Origin of the sequence: Pseudomonas sp. NPDC090201 (assembly GCF_044746825.1) — a bacterium.
Classification (GTDB): Bacteria; Pseudomonadota; Gammaproteobacteria; order Pseudomonadales; family Pseudomonadaceae; genus Aquipseudomonas; species Aquipseudomonas putida_AD.
This window is the reverse complement of sequence record NZ_JBIVCX010000019.1, coordinates 55,593-71,366: the sequence shown is the minus strand read 5'-3', so window position 1 is coordinate 71,366 and position 15,774 is coordinate 55,593. Positions and strand designations below refer to the sequence as shown.

At 61.8% G+C, this 15,774-nt stretch carries 13 protein-coding genes; 7 read left to right on the top strand and 6 right to left on the bottom strand.

What is annotated here, in order from left to right:
* Window positions 1–2 precede the first annotated feature (2 nt).
* The 7 genes from tcyN (at window position 3) to ACIPOO_RS26945 (ending at window position 7,069) form a co-directional block, all read left to right on the top strand.
* Entirely contained in the window at window positions 3–746 is a 744-nt protein-coding gene (tcyN, locus tag ACIPOO_RS26975; RefSeq protein ID WP_274134192.1) for an L-cystine ABC transporter ATP-binding protein TcyN, read from the top strand.
* Between the two features lie 562 nt (window positions 747–1,308).
* Complete coding sequence (locus ACIPOO_RS26970; RefSeq protein ID WP_400611085.1) at window positions 1,309–2,043, top strand: hypothetical protein; 735 nt, start codon at window positions 1,309–1,311, stop codon at window positions 2,041–2,043.
* Window positions 2,044–2,240: 197 nt separating this feature from the next.
* Window positions 2,241–3,608 (top strand): LLM class flavin-dependent oxidoreductase, encoded by a 1,368-nt coding sequence (locus tag ACIPOO_RS26965; protein ID WP_400611083.1) that lies wholly within the window; start codon window positions 2,241–2,243, stop codon window positions 3,606–3,608.
* A 118-nt stretch (window positions 3,609–3,726) separates the two neighbouring features.
* Window positions 3,727–4,521, top strand: coding sequence for a MetQ/NlpA family ABC transporter substrate-binding protein (locus ACIPOO_RS26960; RefSeq protein WP_274134189.1), 795 nt, complete (start codon window positions 3,727–3,729; stop codon window positions 4,519–4,521).
* 2 nt (window positions 4,522–4,523) lie between these two features.
* Window positions 4,524–5,651, top strand: a complete 1,128-nt coding sequence (locus tag ACIPOO_RS26955; RefSeq protein ID WP_400611080.1) for a methionine ABC transporter ATP-binding protein — start codon at window positions 4,524–4,526, stop codon at window positions 5,649–5,651.
* Window positions 5,641–6,285, top strand: a complete 645-nt coding sequence (locus tag ACIPOO_RS26950) for a methionine ABC transporter permease (protein WP_400611078.1) — start codon at window positions 5,641–5,643, stop codon at window positions 6,283–6,285. Before ACIPOO_RS26955 ends, ACIPOO_RS26950 begins: the two co-directional genes overlap by 11 nt.
* A gap of 157 nt (window positions 6,286–6,442) precedes the next feature.
* Window positions 6,443–7,069, top strand: coding sequence for a class I SAM-dependent methyltransferase (locus ACIPOO_RS26945; RefSeq protein ID WP_400611076.1), 627 nt, complete (start codon window positions 6,443–6,445; stop codon window positions 7,067–7,069).
* A gap of 118 nt (window positions 7,070–7,187) precedes the next feature.
* Here the strand turns inward: ACIPOO_RS26945 and ACIPOO_RS26940 are convergent, their stop codons facing one another.
* From ACIPOO_RS26940 to ACIPOO_RS26915, 6 genes are all read right to left on the bottom strand, one after another.
* Complete coding sequence (locus ACIPOO_RS26940; RefSeq protein WP_274134185.1) at window positions 7,188–10,316, bottom strand: efflux RND transporter permease subunit; 3,129 nt, start codon at window positions 10,314–10,316, stop codon at window positions 7,188–7,190.
* On the bottom strand, window positions 10,313–11,383 hold the full coding sequence (locus ACIPOO_RS26935) for an efflux RND transporter periplasmic adaptor subunit (protein ID WP_400611074.1): 1,071 nt from the start codon (window positions 11,381–11,383) through the stop codon (window positions 10,313–10,315). The genes ACIPOO_RS26940 and ACIPOO_RS26935 overlap by 4 nt, the downstream gene beginning before the upstream one ends.
* The gene (locus ACIPOO_RS26930; RefSeq protein ID WP_400611072.1) at window positions 11,380–12,507 is read right to left on the bottom strand and encodes an efflux RND transporter periplasmic adaptor subunit; all 1,128 of its coding nucleotides are present in this window, start codon (window positions 12,505–12,507) and stop codon (window positions 11,380–11,382) included. The genes ACIPOO_RS26935 and ACIPOO_RS26930 overlap by 4 nt, the downstream gene beginning before the upstream one ends.
* A gap of 231 nt (window positions 12,508–12,738) precedes the next feature.
* Window positions 12,739–13,758: an ABC transporter substrate-binding protein gene (locus ACIPOO_RS26925; RefSeq protein ID WP_400611070.1), complete on the bottom strand. Its 1,020-nt coding sequence runs from the start codon at window positions 13,756–13,758 to the stop codon at window positions 12,739–12,741.
* A gap of 118 nt (window positions 13,759–13,876) precedes the next feature.
* Window positions 13,877–14,743 (bottom strand): ABC transporter permease, encoded by an 867-nt coding sequence (locus ACIPOO_RS26920; RefSeq protein ID WP_400611068.1) that lies wholly within the window; start codon window positions 14,741–14,743, stop codon window positions 13,877–13,879.
* A gap of 129 nt (window positions 14,744–14,872) precedes the next feature.
* Complete coding sequence (locus ACIPOO_RS26915) at window positions 14,873–15,754, bottom strand: ABC transporter ATP-binding protein (protein WP_400611066.1); 882 nt, start codon at window positions 15,752–15,754, stop codon at window positions 14,873–14,875.
* Window positions 15,755–15,774: the final 20 nt, after the last annotated feature.

Below are 15,774 nucleotides of genomic sequence, written 5' to 3'. Positions count from 1 at the left end.
GCATGATCACGGTTGAGAAACTGACCAAGGAATTCAAGGGCAACCAGGTGCTCAAGGGCATCGATCTCAAGGTACAGCCGGGCGAGGTGGTGGCGATCATCGGCCCCAGCGGCTCGGGCAAGACCACCCTGCTCCGCTGCCTGAACCTGCTTGAGGAACCGAGCAGCGGCACCATCACTGTGGGTGACATCAGGATCGACGGCAGCAAGCCGCTGAGCCAGCAAACCGCACTGATCCGCCAGTTGCGCCAGCACGTGGGCTTCGTGTTCCAGAACTTCAACCTGTTCCCCCATCGCACCGCGCTGGAAAACGTCATCGAAGGCCCGACCGTGGTCAAGAAGGTGCCGCGTGAACAGGCCATCGAACTGGGCCGCAAGCTGCTGGCCAAGGTCGGCCTGGCAGGCAAGGAAGACGCCTACCCACGGCGCCTGTCGGGCGGGCAGCAACAGCGCGTGGCGATTGCCCGGGCGCTGGCGATGGAGCCTGAGGTGATTCTGTTCGACGAACCCACCTCGGCCCTCGACCCGGAACTGGTGGGCGAGGTGCTCAGCGCCATTCGCGCCCTGGCCGAGGAAAACCGCACGATGGTCATCGTCACCCACGAGATGAAGTTCGCTCGCGACGTGGCCAACCGCGTGGTGTTCATCGACAAGGGCGTGATCGTCGAACAGGGCGACGCGAAGGAGTTGTTCGCCAATCCCAAAGAGGAACGTACCCGGCAGTTTCTGGAACGCAGCAGAAACTAGTCCTACACCTCTGCTACTTGAAACGGCGCCATCGAGCGCCGTTTTCTTTTTTCTAACATTTGGCAAACACCGAACAGGTCAGTTTTTTTGGGGCCTCAAGCGTTGGTGCTTGCGTCTCCTATCAGGTTTTTCTATCAAACCTGGCTGCATCTGCCTTTTCCCTTCCCCCCGACAATTGAGTCTCTACGCGCGGACAAATAACCGGTTCACAGCGCCCCCCCCCTACTCGGTAGGCATCAGATAAATGGGAGCCGTGAGTAGGACACAAGGGCAGTCGCCCGCACCCCTGATAGAGAAAACTCTGTAGGAACATTCTGTTTCACTCACTAATAAAGCCTCATATCTTTTTGATTGTTGACTTAAATGCTGCAACACAATTAGCTCAGTGACGGCCTCGAAAATAATCTCGGAAAAATAGCAATCCTGAATATTGCACCGTTTGTAATGTTTGCCTTCGCTAGACATCAGGCATGTACTAGCGGCGCCGCTGTGAACTTGCACTTGCGTTGAACAACATCGGCAAACGCCTTTTCTGTCGTTTAATTCCAATGAGTATTCGAACATGATCAAGACCCCTGTCAGCCACACACCCCTCCAGCTCCTGGCGCCTTGTCTGCCGCAGTCGAACAAGCACGGTATTGGTGCCCTGGCGGCCGCGAACCTGGTGGTTCACATCCCTGCCTACAGCGAAATGGAATGCGCAGACCTCATCGAACTGTTCTGGGGAGACTGTTACGTCGCATCAAAACTGTTATCCGAGTCCGACATAGGGAATACATGCGTCCTACATGTTCCGGAAAGTTTTCTACAAAGTGGAAAGGTGAAGACTTACTACAAAGTAACCAAGATCGGCAGCGAACCCGTGCAATCACCGGCATGCAAACTTTGGGTCAAACTGGAGATGCCTGGCGGTCATTTGGTGAGTGCCGACGGAGAGGAAAACCAGGGATTGGCACCCGTGACCTTTGCAAGCGCGGTGATGCGTGATGGCCTGAGTACACAGCAACTCGAACGCGGCGTCGACATCACCATCGCCGGTTATCCCAACATGCAGGCTTACGACGAAATCACATTGCGCTGGGGGGATATCCGGATGGACCTGCCGGTACTCACCGAGCATCAGGTCGGCAAGGCTATCGACGTCCACGTCCCGGCTGAACTGATACGGGAAGCCGGGGAAGATCTGCATCAGGAGGTGACCTATTGCGTCATCGATCGGGTCGGAAACAACTCGCGCTGGGCGCCGGCCAGGTCGATCCGGGTGGGCGTCGATGGCACTCGGGATGACGATGCATGAGAGGGCGGAAAGCGTCGATGCTCCCTTCTATGGTTATTCCGAAATGTTAGTTCTGTAATTTTTTATAAGCGATTAGGGTATATGCACCGGACCACCGGACCCCATTCAGTTTTCCTGCCGCTCAAGCGGTATCGAATTGAGGTTCCAATGGTCACGTACAACCACCAAAGTGCCCGCGCTCAGGGGGCTACCCGCCCATGAGCAAGAAAAAAATCCTGCTCAATGCGTTCAACATGAACTGCATCGGCCATATCAACCACGGGTTCTGGACCCATCCACGGGACACCTCGACCCAGTACAAGACGCTCGACTACTGGACGAATCTTGCACAACTGCTTGAGCGCGGACTCTTCGACGGCCTATTCATCGCGGATATCGTCGGCGTATACGACGTCTACCAGAAATCCATCGACGTGCCGTTGAAGGAGTCGATCCAGCTTCCCGTCAACGATCCGCTGCTGCTGGTTTCGGCCATGGCAGCGGTCACCAGGCACCTGGGGTTCGGCCTGACCGCCAACCTCACCTACGAAGCGCCCTATCTGTTCGCCCGGCGCATGTCGACGCTCGATCACCTGACGCGCGGCCGGGTGGGCTGGAACATCGTCACCGGCTACCTGGACAGCGCCGCCAAGGCCATGGGCCTGACGGAGCAGATCGAGCACGACCGCCGCTACGACCAGGCCGACGAGTACCTCCAGGTGCTCTACAAGCTCTGGGAAGGCAGCTGGGAAGACGATGCAGTGATCGAGGACCGTGCCAGGCGCGTGTATGCGCAGCCGGAAAAAGTGCACTACGTGCGCCACAGCGGCGAGTTCTACCAGGTCGAGGGCTACCACCTGTGCGAGCCCTCGCCACAACGCACGCCGGTGCTGTTTCAGGCTGGCAGCTCGGAGCGGGGCCTGGCGTTCGCCGGCAGCAATGCCGAGTGCGTGTTCATCAGTGGGCAGAACAAGGCCGCGACCCGCGAGCAGGTCGACAAGGTACGCGCCAGCGCCGTGGCAGCCGGCCGCAACCCGGACGACATCAAGGTGTTCATGGGGCTGAACGTGATCGTCGGCGCCACCGAGGAGGCGGCTCGGGCCAAGCACGCCGAATACCTGGGATACGCCAGCGCCGAGGCAGGGCTGGCGCATTTTTCGGCGTCCACTGCCATCGATTTCTCTGAATACGAACTCGACGAGCCGATCCAGCACGTCAAGAGCAACGCCATTCAATCGGCGACGAAGATCCTCAAGAATAACGACTGGACCCGCCGCAAGCTGCTGGACCAGCACGCGCTGGGCGGGCGCTATATCACGGTGATCGGCTCGCCGCAGCAGGTGGCCGACGAACTGGAATCCTGGATCGCCGAGACAGGCCTGGACGGCTTCAACCTGACCCGCATCGTCACCCCGGAGAGCTATGAGGATTTCATCGACCTGGTGATCCCCGAGCTGCAAAGGCGCGGCTCGTACAAGACCGCCTACGAACACGGCACCTTGCGCCAGAAGCTGTTTGCCGAGGATTCAGCGCGACTGCCTGAGCGGCATCCCGGAGCCCAATTCAGAACACACACAACCCTGTAGGAGCGCGCTTGCCCGCGACCGCGGTGTGTCTGTGCCAGGAGCGCCGCCTGACACACCGCCTTCGCGGGCAAGCGCGCTCCTACAACGACTTCTTCAGACTGAACAATCGGACGACAACATGACAAAAACCCTCCTCACCCTGGCCCTCTCACTGGGCCTGTTCACCGGCATCACCCACGCCGCCGAACAACCCTTGAAGGTCGGCACCACCGCCGCGTTCGCCATCCCGCTGGAAGCCGCCGTGGCGGAGGCCGACAAGCAGGGCCTTAAAGTCGAACTGGTGGAGTACACCGACTGGATCGCGCCCAACGTCAGCCTCAACGCCGGCGACATCGACGTGAACTACTTCCAGCACATCCCTTTCCTGGAAAACGCCAAGGCTGCTTCCGGTTTCGACCTGGTGCCTTTCGCCCCCGGGATCATCAACAACGTGGGCCTGTATTCGAAGAAGTACAAAAGCTTCGACGAGCTGCCCACCGGCGCCAGCGTGGCCATCGCCAACGACCCGATCAACAGCGGACGCGGCCTGCAACTGCTGGCCAAGGCCGGGCTGATCACCCTCAAGCCGGGCGTGGGCTACAAGGCCACCGAAGACGACATCACGGCCAACCCCAAGAAGCTCAAGATCATTCAGGTCGAGGCGGTGCAACTGGTGCGCGCCTATGACGACGCCGACCTGGTGCAGGGCTACCCGGCCTACATTCGCCTGGCGAAAACTTTCGACGCAGGCTCGGCGATTCTCTTCGACGGCCTCGATCACCCCGAGTACGTGATCCAGTTCGTCATCAAGCCGGACCACAAGAACGACCCGCGCCTGGCGAAGTTCATCGACATCTACCAACACTCCCCTGTGGTACGCGCCTCGCTGGATAAAGTGAATGGCTCGCTGTACCAGGTCGGCTGGAAGAACTGACCATGACCGCCACCGCGCAACGCTCACTGTCGCTGCAAACGCCCGATAGCCATAGCGCCGTCCAGACCGAACTGCACCCGGAAAAAGCCAGTGCCCACGTGCGTTTCAGCCAGTTGGGCAAGGTGTACGAGGGCCAGCAGGGACCGGTTGCGGCACTGCAAAGCATCGACCTGGATATCCAGCGCGGCGAGGTGTTCGGCATCATTGGCCGCAGTGGCGCAGGCAAATCGTCGCTGATCCGCACCATCAACCGCCTTGAACAACCCAGCAGCGGCCGGGTGCTGATCGATCAGATCGACATCGCCGCCTTCAACGAAGACAAACTGGTGGAACTGCGTCGACGCATCGGAATGATCTTCCAGCACTTCAACCTGATGTCGGCCAAGACCGTGTGGCAGAACGTCGAGTTGCCGTTGAAAGTGGCCAAGGTGCCCAAGGCGCAGCGCCAGCGCAAAGTCGCCGAGTTGCTGGAGCTGGTGGGCCTGCAGGATAAGCACCACGCCTACCCGGCGCAACTGTCGGGCGGCCAGAAACAGCGCGTCGGGATCGCCCGCGCCCTGGTGCATGACCCGGCCATCCTCCTTTGTGACGAAGCGACTTCGGCACTGGACCCGGAAACCACGCAGTCGATCCTGGGCCTGCTGCGCCAGATCAATCAGCGCCTGGGCCTGACGATCATTCTGATTACCCACGAGATGGCCGTGATCCGGGAAATCTGCGACCGCGTGGTGGTGCTCGAACAAGGCCGGATCGTCGAGCAAGGCCCGGTGTGGCAGGTGTTCGGTGACCCTCGCCACGAGGTCAGCAAGACCCTGCTTGCGCCCCTGCAACACGCGCTCCCGGATGACCTGCAGGCACGTCTGCAACCCCAGCCGTCGGCCAGCCATGCCAGCGTGGTACTGGACCTGCAATTCACCGGCGGCAATGGCAGCGAGCCGGACCTGTCCGCGCTGTTCAATGCCTTCGGCGGACGGGTCAGCCTGTTGCATGGCGGCGTCGAACGGATTCAGGGGCGGGCTTTGGGTCACCTGTTGCTCGCCGTCGCTCACTCGCCACTGTCGGTGGACGAACTGCTCATCCGCGCCCGCAAACAGGCGCAACACGCGAAGGTACTGGGTTATGTGGCTTGATCGTTTGTGGCAAGGCGTCATCGACACCTTTCTGATGGTGGGCGTGTCATCGCTGATCGCGCTGATTCTGGGGATTCCGCTGGCAGTGATCCTGGTCACCAGCGGCAAGGGCGGTATCTTCGAAGCGCCGAACGTCAACCGCGTGCTCGGCGCCTTCGTGAACATCTTTCGCTCGGTGCCCTTCCTGATCCTGATGGTCGCGCTGATCCCTTTCACCCGCCTGATCGTCGGCACCACCTATGGCGTATGGGCCGCCGTCGTGCCACTGACCATCGCCGCCACACCGTTCTTCGCCCGCATCGCGGAAGTCAGCCTGCGCGAAGTCGACCACGGCCTGATCGAAGCCGCCCAGGCCATGGGCTGCCGCCGCTGGCACATCGTCTGGCACGTCCTGCTGCCCGAAGCCCTGCCCGGCATCGTCGGAGGCTTCACCATCACCCTGGTGACCATGATCAACTCATCGGCCATGGCCGGCGCCATCGGAGCAGGCGGCCTGGGCGACATCGCCTACCGCTACGGATACCAGCGTTTCGACACGCAGGTGATGCTGACCGTCATCGTGTTGCTGGTGATTCTGGTCGCCGTGATCCAACTGGGCGGCGACCGGCTGGCGTTGCGGTTGAACAAGCGCTGACCTCGTAGCAGCACGGCTTGCCGGCGGGGCGGTGTGTCAGTCGGAAATTCTTTATCTGACACACCGCTCCCGCCGGCAAGCCGTGCTGCTACGGGGCAGGTTGCGGGAAGCGAGGGGCGGGGTATATTGGCCGCTTCCCCGCTCAGAATGTGTACCGATGAAACTCGATCCGCAGGACCTCGCCCAGATCACCGCCGTCACCCTTGGCAACTACAACGATGTTGCAGAGGATTTTCGTGAGGGTACGCGCGATCACGATGTCAGCCAGAACATCGACGCCTTGTTGCGCAATATTCAGGGCCAGGGGCCGTTTCAGATTCTGGATTTCGGCTGCGGACCGGGGCGGGATCTGCGCACTTTTACCGCCATGGGGCATGTCGCGGTCGGTCTGGATGGCTCTGAGCGCTTCGCCGAGATGGCCCGGGCCGACAGTGGTTGCGAGGTTCTTCATCAGAACTTTCTGGTGCTGGACCTGCCTGACCAGCGCTTTGACGGGATTTTTGCCAATGCCTCGCTGTTCCACGTTCCCCGGCAGGAGTTGCCGCGTGTACTGAAGGAGTTGCGGGCGGCGTTGAAGCCCGGCGGTGTGCTGTTCAGTTCAAACCCGAGGGGGAGCAATCAGGAAGGCTGGAAGGGCGAGCGCTATGGCTCGTTCCATGATCTGGCGTCCTGGAGTGGGTTGCTGACTGAGGCGGGGTTTGTCGAGGTCGAGCATTATTACCGTCCGGCGGGATTGCCGCGAGAGCAGCAGCCGTGGCTGGCGAGTGTCTGGCGCAGGGTTTGAGACACCCGCATCCCGTAGCAGCACGGCTTGCCGGCGGGGGCGGTGTATCAGTCGAATAATGTTTGGCTGACACACCGCTCCCGCCGGCAAGCCGTGCTGCTACGGAGTAACCTGAGGATCATTCCACTGCTGGATGTGCCCCTTCGTCGCTCTGTTCCTCCTTGCGCCGCTGTTTCTCGGCTTCGGCCTTCTCGCGCTGCTCTTTGGTTGGCTCCTTGATCTTGTACCAGGCCACATACAGCGCCGGCAAAAACAGCAGAGTCAGCAGTGTGGCGATGATGATCCCGCCGATCATCGCGTAGGCCATCGGCCCCCAGAACACTTCGCGGGCGATGGGGATCATGCCCAGGCTCGCGGCTGCGGCGGTGAGCAGGATCGGCCTGCGGCGGTGCTCGGTGGCTTCGGCCACGGCGTCCCACGGCAGGTAGCCGGCCACCTCGTACTCGTGAATCTGCGTCACCAGAATCACCGAGTTGCGGATGATGATGCCGATCAGCGCGAGGATCCCCAGGATCGCCACGAAGCCCATCGGCGTGCCGGTCGGCACCAGCGCCAGCACCACGCCGATCAGGCCCAGCGGCGCGACGCTGGCCACCAGAAACATCTTCTGCACGCTGTGCAGCTGGATCATCAGGAAGGTCGCCATCAAAAAGATCATCAACGGCACCACCTTGGCAATCGGCCCCTGGGCCTTGCCACTCTCCTCTACCGTACCGCCCGTGGCGATCTTGTAACCCACCGGCAGGTCGGCCGCGAACTTGTCGATATCGGGCTTGAGCTGCTTGACCAGATCGGTAGGCTGGATCTCGTCGCGCACCGCCGCCTTGAGGGTAATCGTCGGTTTGCGGTCGCGGCGCCAGACCAGCGGCTGCTCCAGCTCGTACCGCACATTGGCGAACGCCAACAACGGAATCGAGGTGCCGCCCTGGGTGACGATCTGCAGGTTCTGCAGGGTTTCCGGCGAGCCGCGCTCCGAATCCACCGCACGCCCGACCACGTTGATGAGGTAGATGTCGTCACGCACCTGGGTCACGTTGGCGCCCACCACGATGGTGTTCATCAGTTGCGCCACGTCCTCGGACGACAGCCCCAACTGGCGGGCCTTGTCCTGGTTGATGTCGATGCGCAGCACTTTGCCCGGCTCGTTCCAGTCGTAGATCATCTCGCCGATGTGCTGGTTCTTGTCCAGCAGGGTGGCCAGGTCGATGGCGTGCTGACGCACCTGATCGATGTTGTCGCCGCTGACCCGGTACTGAATCGGCCTTCCCACCGGCGGGCCCATCTCCAGCGGCTGCACGTAGGTACCGATGCCAACGAAGTCCTCGCGCAGGCGCTTTTTCAGCCGTTCCATCAGCGCGCCCCGCTCTTCCAGGCCCTTGCTGACGATCACCAGTTGCGCGTAGTAAGGGTTTTCCAACTGCTGGTCCAGCGGCAGGTAGAACCGCACCGCGCCCTGGCCGATGTAGGTGCTCCAGCGCACGATGTCCGGGTCGTCCTTGATGATCGCTTCGAGCCTGTCGACCGCCTTGCGCGTCTCGTTGATTGAAACGTTCTGCGGCAGGTTGAGGTCCAGCAGGATTTCCGGACGGTCCGATGACGGGAAAAACTGGTTCTGCACGAAGCGCATGCAAAACAGCGCGGTGGCGAACAGCGCGATGGTGATGATGATCGCCAGCCAGCGATTGCGCATGGCCCAGAACATCGACGCGTTAAAGCCCCGGGCGATGCGTCCCGGTGGTTTCTCGTCATGTTTCTTGATCTTGTCGCTGAGGATGTGAACCCCGATCACCGGCGCGAACAGCACCGCGACCACCCACGACACCAGCATCGCCACGGCAATCACCGCGAACAGGGTGAAGGTGTACTCGCCCGCCGAACTGGCGTTCAGGCCGATGGGCACGAACCCCGCCACGGTCACCAGGGTCCCGGTCAGCATCGGGAATGCCGTGGAGGTGTAGGCGAAGGTCGCGGCCTGTTCCTTGGAATCCCCAAGCTCCAGGCGGGTGACCATCATCTCCACGGTAATCATCGCGTCGTCCACCAACAGGCCCAGCGCGATGATCAGCGCGCCGAGAGAGATACGCTGCATGGTGATGCCGCTGTATTCCATGAACACGAAGACCATCGCCAGCACCAGCGGGATCGAGCAGGCCACCACCAACCCTGCCCGTACGCCAAGGCTGATGAAGCTGACCACCAACACGATGATGACCGCCTCGAACAGCGCGCTGGTAAAGCCGCCCACGGCCTTCTCGACCACCTGCGCCTGATCGGACACGACGTGCACACCCACCCCGATGGGCAGGTCGGCGGTGGCCTGGTCCATGCGCGCGTGCAGGTCCTTGCCGAACTCCTGGACGTTGCCGCCCTTCTTCATCGCGATGGCCAGGCCGATGGCAGGCTTGCCGTCGAAGCGGAACAGCGGCTTGGCTGGATCGACATAGCCGCGGCTGATCTCAGCGACGTCGCTCAACCGATAGAAACGGTCGTTGAGCCGCAGATTCACGTTCTCGAGATCTTTCTCCGACTCGAACTGCCCGGAGGTGCGCACGGAAATCCGCTCGGGCCCGGCTTCGATCACCCCCGCAGGCGTCACGGCGTTCTGCGCTTGCAGGCTCTGCACGACCTGCCGCTGGTCGAGCCCCAGCGCCGCCAGCTTACGAGTGGAGAAATTCAGGTAAATCACTTCGTCCTGCTGGCCGATCATCTGGATCTTGCCCAGCCCCGGCACATCGCGAATCTGCACCCGCACCTGCTCCACGTAATCGCGCAACTGGCGCAGGGTCAGGCCGTCGGAAGTGAAGGCGTAGATGGAGCCGAACACGTCACCGAATTCGTCGTTGAACGCAGGCCCCTGAATGCCTTGGGGGAAGGTGCCGCGAATGTCGTCGATCTTCTTGCGCACCTGGTACCAGATTTCAGGAATCGCGGCGGCGCTGGTGGTGTCCCGCAGGTAGACGTAGACCGTCGATTCCCCTGGCCGGGTGTAGCTTTTCACGTAGTCGAGGGAGTCGAGCTCTTCGAGCTTCTTCTCGATGCGGTCGGTGACCTGTTCGAGGGTTTCGTCCACCGTCGCGCCCGGCCAGCGGGTCTGGATGACCATGGTCTTGATGGTGAACGACGGGTCTTCCTCGCGGCCCAGGTTCATGTAGGAGAACACGCCCATCAGCAGGCCGACGAACATCAGGTACCAGACGAAAGACTGATGCTTGATCGCCCATTCGGAGAGGTTGAAGTTCCCTTTCATCGTGGGCTGTCCTTATCGACTTTGACTTTCTGGCCGGGCTTGAGGCTGTTCACCCCGGCCGTGACCACACGCTCGCCACCCTTGACTCCACCGGCCAGCACCACGGTGTTGCCGTCACGGCTGACGACTTTTACCGGGTGCGGGGAAACGGTCTGGCTCTGCATGTCGACAATCCAGATCCGGGTCTGGCCGTCGGCCTCCTGCAGCACGTTGGCGGGCAACTCGATGCGCGGCTCGATGGCCGAACTCAGGGTGACGCTGATCGCCGTGCCCAGCCGGAATGCCGTTGGCGTGTCAGCCAGCGTCAGGCGTGCACGACGGGTGCGGGTCGAGCTTTCGGCCTGGGGTTCCAGCTCGCGAAGGGTCGCGGTGGTGTTGATGTCCGGCTCAAGCTGACTGGCGACCTTGAACACCACATCCTGCGGCAACTGTTCGGCCAGCGGCGCGGGCAGGTCGATCACCGCTTCCTTGATGTCGGGGCGAGCCAGGGTCACCACCTGTTCACCGGCGCTGACCACTTGCCCGGCCTCGGCTTTCCATTGAGTCACGACGGCGGCGTGGTCGGTTCGCAATTCGCTGTAGCTCAATTGATCCTGCGCCTGCTGCACCGAAGCCTTGGCCTGATCGAAGGACGACTGGGTGGTTTTCAGGTCGGTCACCGCGACGTCCAGCGCCGCCTGGGCGCCCACGCCACGGTCGAACAGTTCCTGCTGGCGCCGGGCATTGGCCTGGGCATTGATGTACTGCGCCTGCACCCTGGCCAGGTCGCCCTGGCTGGCGCGTACCTGGTTTTGCAAGTCCGTGGGGTCGAGGGTCGCCAGCAGCTGGCCTTTTTCGACTTCGCTGCCGACGTCGACGCTGCGCGACGCGATGCGTCCCGAGACACGAAAACCCAGGGTGCTTTCATAGCGCGCCGCGATGTTGCCGGCGAAGCGACCCAGGCTCTCTTCGGCCTGAGGCTTGACCTCCATGAACAGCACCGGACGAACCGGCTCCGGCGCAGGCTCTTCCTTGCTACAGGCCGCCAACAGCAGCGCGCCCATCATCACCAGCGGCAGACGCTTCATTGCGTTGCTCCCGTCGGTTGTTTGTAGACTTGGGCCAGTTCGACCTGCATGTCCGGGTGCAGCAGCTGATTGCCCGCGATCACCACCTTTTCGCCGTTTTTCAGGCCATCGACGATGATGACTTTCCCGGTCAGATAGCGCCCCACCTTGACGCCGCGCAAGCTGGCCTTGTTCTGGTCATCGACCACCCACACCGCAGGCTGGCCGAGCTGATCGCCCAGGCCCTTGGTCAGCGCCGACCACGGCAGTTCGACACTTTGCCTGGCGGGCACCGTCAGCGCGGCGCTGACCACTGAACCCAGGTCCATGCCTTCGGGCAACGAACTGAGGGCGATTTTCACCTGCAAAGTTCCGGTCTGCGCGGACACCGCCGGGGTGACTTCGCGCACCTTGCCGCTGGCCTTGATTTTCGGGTTGTCGAGCAGGGTGACTTCCACCGGTTGATCGGTGGGCGGCTGAACGAACAGTGATTCGTAGACGTTGAACACCGCGTCACGTTCGCCATCGCGGGCCTGGCTGAAAATCGGCATCGTCGCCTGCACCACCTGGCCGACTTCCGCCTGACGCGCGGTGATGATCCCCGGCGCATCGGCGATCAGCGCGGTGTAACCCAGTTGCTCGCGGGCATTGGCCAGTTGCGCCTGGGCGGCCTTGAGCGCGCTCTGGCTGCTGCGCAGTTGCGTCTGGGCGGAGTCATATTCGCTCTTGCTGGTGTAACCCTTGGGCAGGAGTTTCTGCTGGCGCACGAACGCCGCAGCGGTCTGTTTGACCCGCGCCTGCTCGGCGGCTTCGGCAGCCACGGCCGAATCGACGCTGGTTTGCAAATCCTTGGGGTCGAGCCTGGCCAGCACTTGCTTGGCGGTGATGCGATCGCCGACATCCACCGAACGCTGAATGATCTTGCCGCCTACGCGGAACGAGAGCTGGGTCTGCACCCGGGCCTGAATATCGCCCGTCAGGGTGACGGCGGCGGCGAATTCGGCGGTTTTGACTTCCTGAATCTGAACGCGCGGACGCACCGGTTCGCTGGGTTTCTTGTCGCCACACCCGGCCATCAGCGCCAGGCAAAGGCACAGCCCAAGGATGGGCAGTCTGAATCCACGCGTCGAAGGTTGGGCGGGCATGCAAGCTCCTTTGCGGCGAGTCCGTTGTCCACAACGTGGCCAGAAAGACTGGCGCGACGTGACCATGCGACTCTGAGCGTAGATCAGGGTTCCTTTCAACGCTCATGGCATTGCCCAAACCGCCCCCACCACAACCATTGTAGGAGCGCGCTTGCCCGCGACCGCGATCTGCCTGTGCCACACTTTCCAGCTGACACACCGCGTTCGCGGGCGCGCTCCTACAGGATGGGATCAGCTACCCGCGCCGCCGTGGGCTTCTTCGAAGAAGAAATCCTTCCAGCTGTCGGCCTTGTTCTTCAGCACGCCCAGTTCATGCAGCTTCTCGGCGTAGATGAAGGTACGTTGCGGCACGACGGTGAAGTCGATTTCCGGATCGGAGACGATCTTCTCCACCAGCGGCAACGGCAGCCTGGACTTCTCGACCTCGATGTAGGTCTTGGCCGCTGCGTTCTTGTCGGCCTTGATGATCTTCTCGGCCTCAGCCAGCGCGTCGTAGAACGCCTTGTAGGTCTTGGGGTTTTCGTCGTGGAATTTCTGGGTGGTGTAGAGCACGTTGAACGTCGCCTGGCCGCCCAGCACGTCGTAGGAACTCAGCACCTTATGCACCTTGTCGTTTTCCAGTTCCTGATACTGGAACGGCGGGCTTGAGAAGTGCGCGCTGATTTCCGAGCCGCCTGCGATCAGCGCCGAAGTGGCGTCCGGGTGCGGCAGGCTGACAGAGATGTTGTCGAATTTCTTGAAGTTGTCGTTACCGAACAGCTTGGCGGTCTCGATCTGCAAGGTCCGCGACTGGAAGCCCACACCGGCGGCCGGCACGGCAATGCGGTCCTTGTCGGTGAAGTCGTTGAGGGTCTTCACGTTCGGGTTGTTGCTCAGCAGGTAGTTGGGCATCGATCCCAGCGAGGCGATGGCTTTCACGTTCTGCTTGCCCTTGGTGCGGTCCCAGATGGTCAGCATCGGCGGCACGCCAGCCGATACCACATCCAGCGCGCCCGCCAGCAGCGCTTCGTTCATCGCGGTAGCGCCGGAGATGCTATTCCAGTCGACCTTGATGTCGATGCCCTGCTCCTTGCCGTGCTTCTCGATCAGCTTCTGTTGCTGCACCACGTCGAGAATCAGGTAACCGATACCGAATTGCTGGGCGATGCTGATCTTGCCTTCGGCCTGGGCACCGCTGCTCGACAGCACGCCCACCAGACCCAGAGTTGCCGCCAGCGCAGTCAGCAGCGGGCGTTTGATTGAATTCCCCATGAAGCCCTCACAAATAAAAAACCATTGAAGTGGATGAAGATTTCGTAGCAGCACGGCTTGCCGGCGGGAGCGATCTTGAGTACGTCCCCGCCGGCAAGCCGTGCTGCTACGGGAACAGTTAGCGCTGCATGCCCCACCGCTTCACGGTCAGGCGCTCTACATTGCTGAACAACAGGTTTTCCACCAGCAGGCCGATGATGATGACCGCCGCCAGCCCCGCGAAAACCTTGTCGGTGTACAGCTCGTTGCGGTTCTGGAAGATGTACCAGCCAAGGCCGCCCTTGCCCGACGAAGCGCCAAACACCAGCTCGGCGGCGATCAGGGTGCGCCAGGCGAAGGCCCAGCCGATCTTCAAGCCGGCCAGGATCGACGGTAGCGCGGCGGGAATCAGGATGTGCCAGACGAAGCGAATGCCCTTCAGGCCATAGTTGCGACCGGCCATGCGCTGGGTTTCCGAGACGCCGAGAAACCCTGCGTAGGTGTTCAGCGCCAGCGCCCACAGCACCGAATGCACCAGCACGAAAATCAGGCTGTTTTCGCCCAGGCCGAACCACAACAGCGACAGCGGCAACAGCGCGATGGCCGGCAGCGGGTTGAGCATGGAGGTCAGCGTGCTGAGTAGATCGCGGCCCAGTTGGGTCGAGACGGCAAGGGTGGTCATGCCGAACGCCAGCACGATGCCGATCAGGTAACCCTTGACCAGCACAGTCAGGGAAATCCACACCTTGGCCAGCAGCTCGCCAGTGACGACGCCGTCGACAAAGGCCTTGGCGGTTTGCAGGAAGCTGGGCAGCAGCAGGTCGTTACCCTGGATGCGCGCCGCGATCTCCCAGATCACCGCCAGGGCAATCAGGATCACGGTCTTGCGCACCCAGCCCTGTTGCCAGATGCGTTGGGCCAGAGGAATCTCACGCGCAAGGTCAGCCTGGGTGAAAGGCTCCAGCGCGATTTCGTATTCCTCGCGGATCGGAGGGGAAAGGCTCATGGTGAAGTCTCGTATGGGCCACCGTCCTGTAGGAGCGCGCTTGCCCGCGATGGCGTTGTGTCATTCAGCGGTTGCGTCGCTGATCGATCGCAGTCGCGGGCAAGCGCGCTCCTACAAGAGAGGGCGGTGTTAGTAGGCAATCCGGATATCCTGAAACCGCAGATCCTGCTCGACCACCGGCGCATCGCCCTCGTCGAACAGCAAGTTGTGGATGCGTTGGGCCGAGCGCTGGAAATCCACGCCGCCCAGGCTTTTCAGGTCGTACTGGTGGCTGTTGATCTCCGCCCGCACACGCCCCGGATGGGGCGACAGCAGCAGGATCCGGTTGCCCACCACCAGCGCTTCCTCGATGGAGTGCGTGACGAACAGCAAGGTGAAGCGCACCTCTTCCCACAGCTCCAGCAGCTCTTCCTGCATCTTGCGGCGGGTCAGGGCATCGAGCGCCGCGAACGGCTCGTCCATCAGCAGGATTTTCGGCTGCATTGCCAGCGCACGAGCAATCGCCACGCGGGCCTTCATGCCGCCGGACAAGGTGTGCGGATACGCATTGGCAAACGCGCTAAGCCCGACCTTCTCCAGATAATGCCGCGCCCGCTCCTCGGCCTCGCGGCGCTTGAGGGTGCGCGACGCCAGCAACGGGAACATGACGTTCTCGATCACCGTTTTCCACGGCGGCAACTGGTCGAACTCCTGGAACACCACGATGCGGTCCGGGCCCGGTTCCCTGACCTGCTGGCCAGCGAGACGAATCTGCCCTTCAACCGGGGCGATGAACCCCGCCACGGCCTTGAGCAGCGTCGACTTGCCGCAACCCGAGGGGCCGAGCAGCACGAAGCGGTCGGCCGGGTCGATTTCAAAACTCACCTGGTGAGTGGCGCGCACCACGCGTTCCGGCGTGCGGTATTCAAGGCTTACGCCCTGGACTTGCAACAGCGCTTCAGCGGTAGGCTGGTTGGCCTGTTGCGCGTTCAAGCGATCGCTAGCCGTGTGGCTTTGCAGAACAGCATTCATGGAGCGGGCTCCCGGATTGG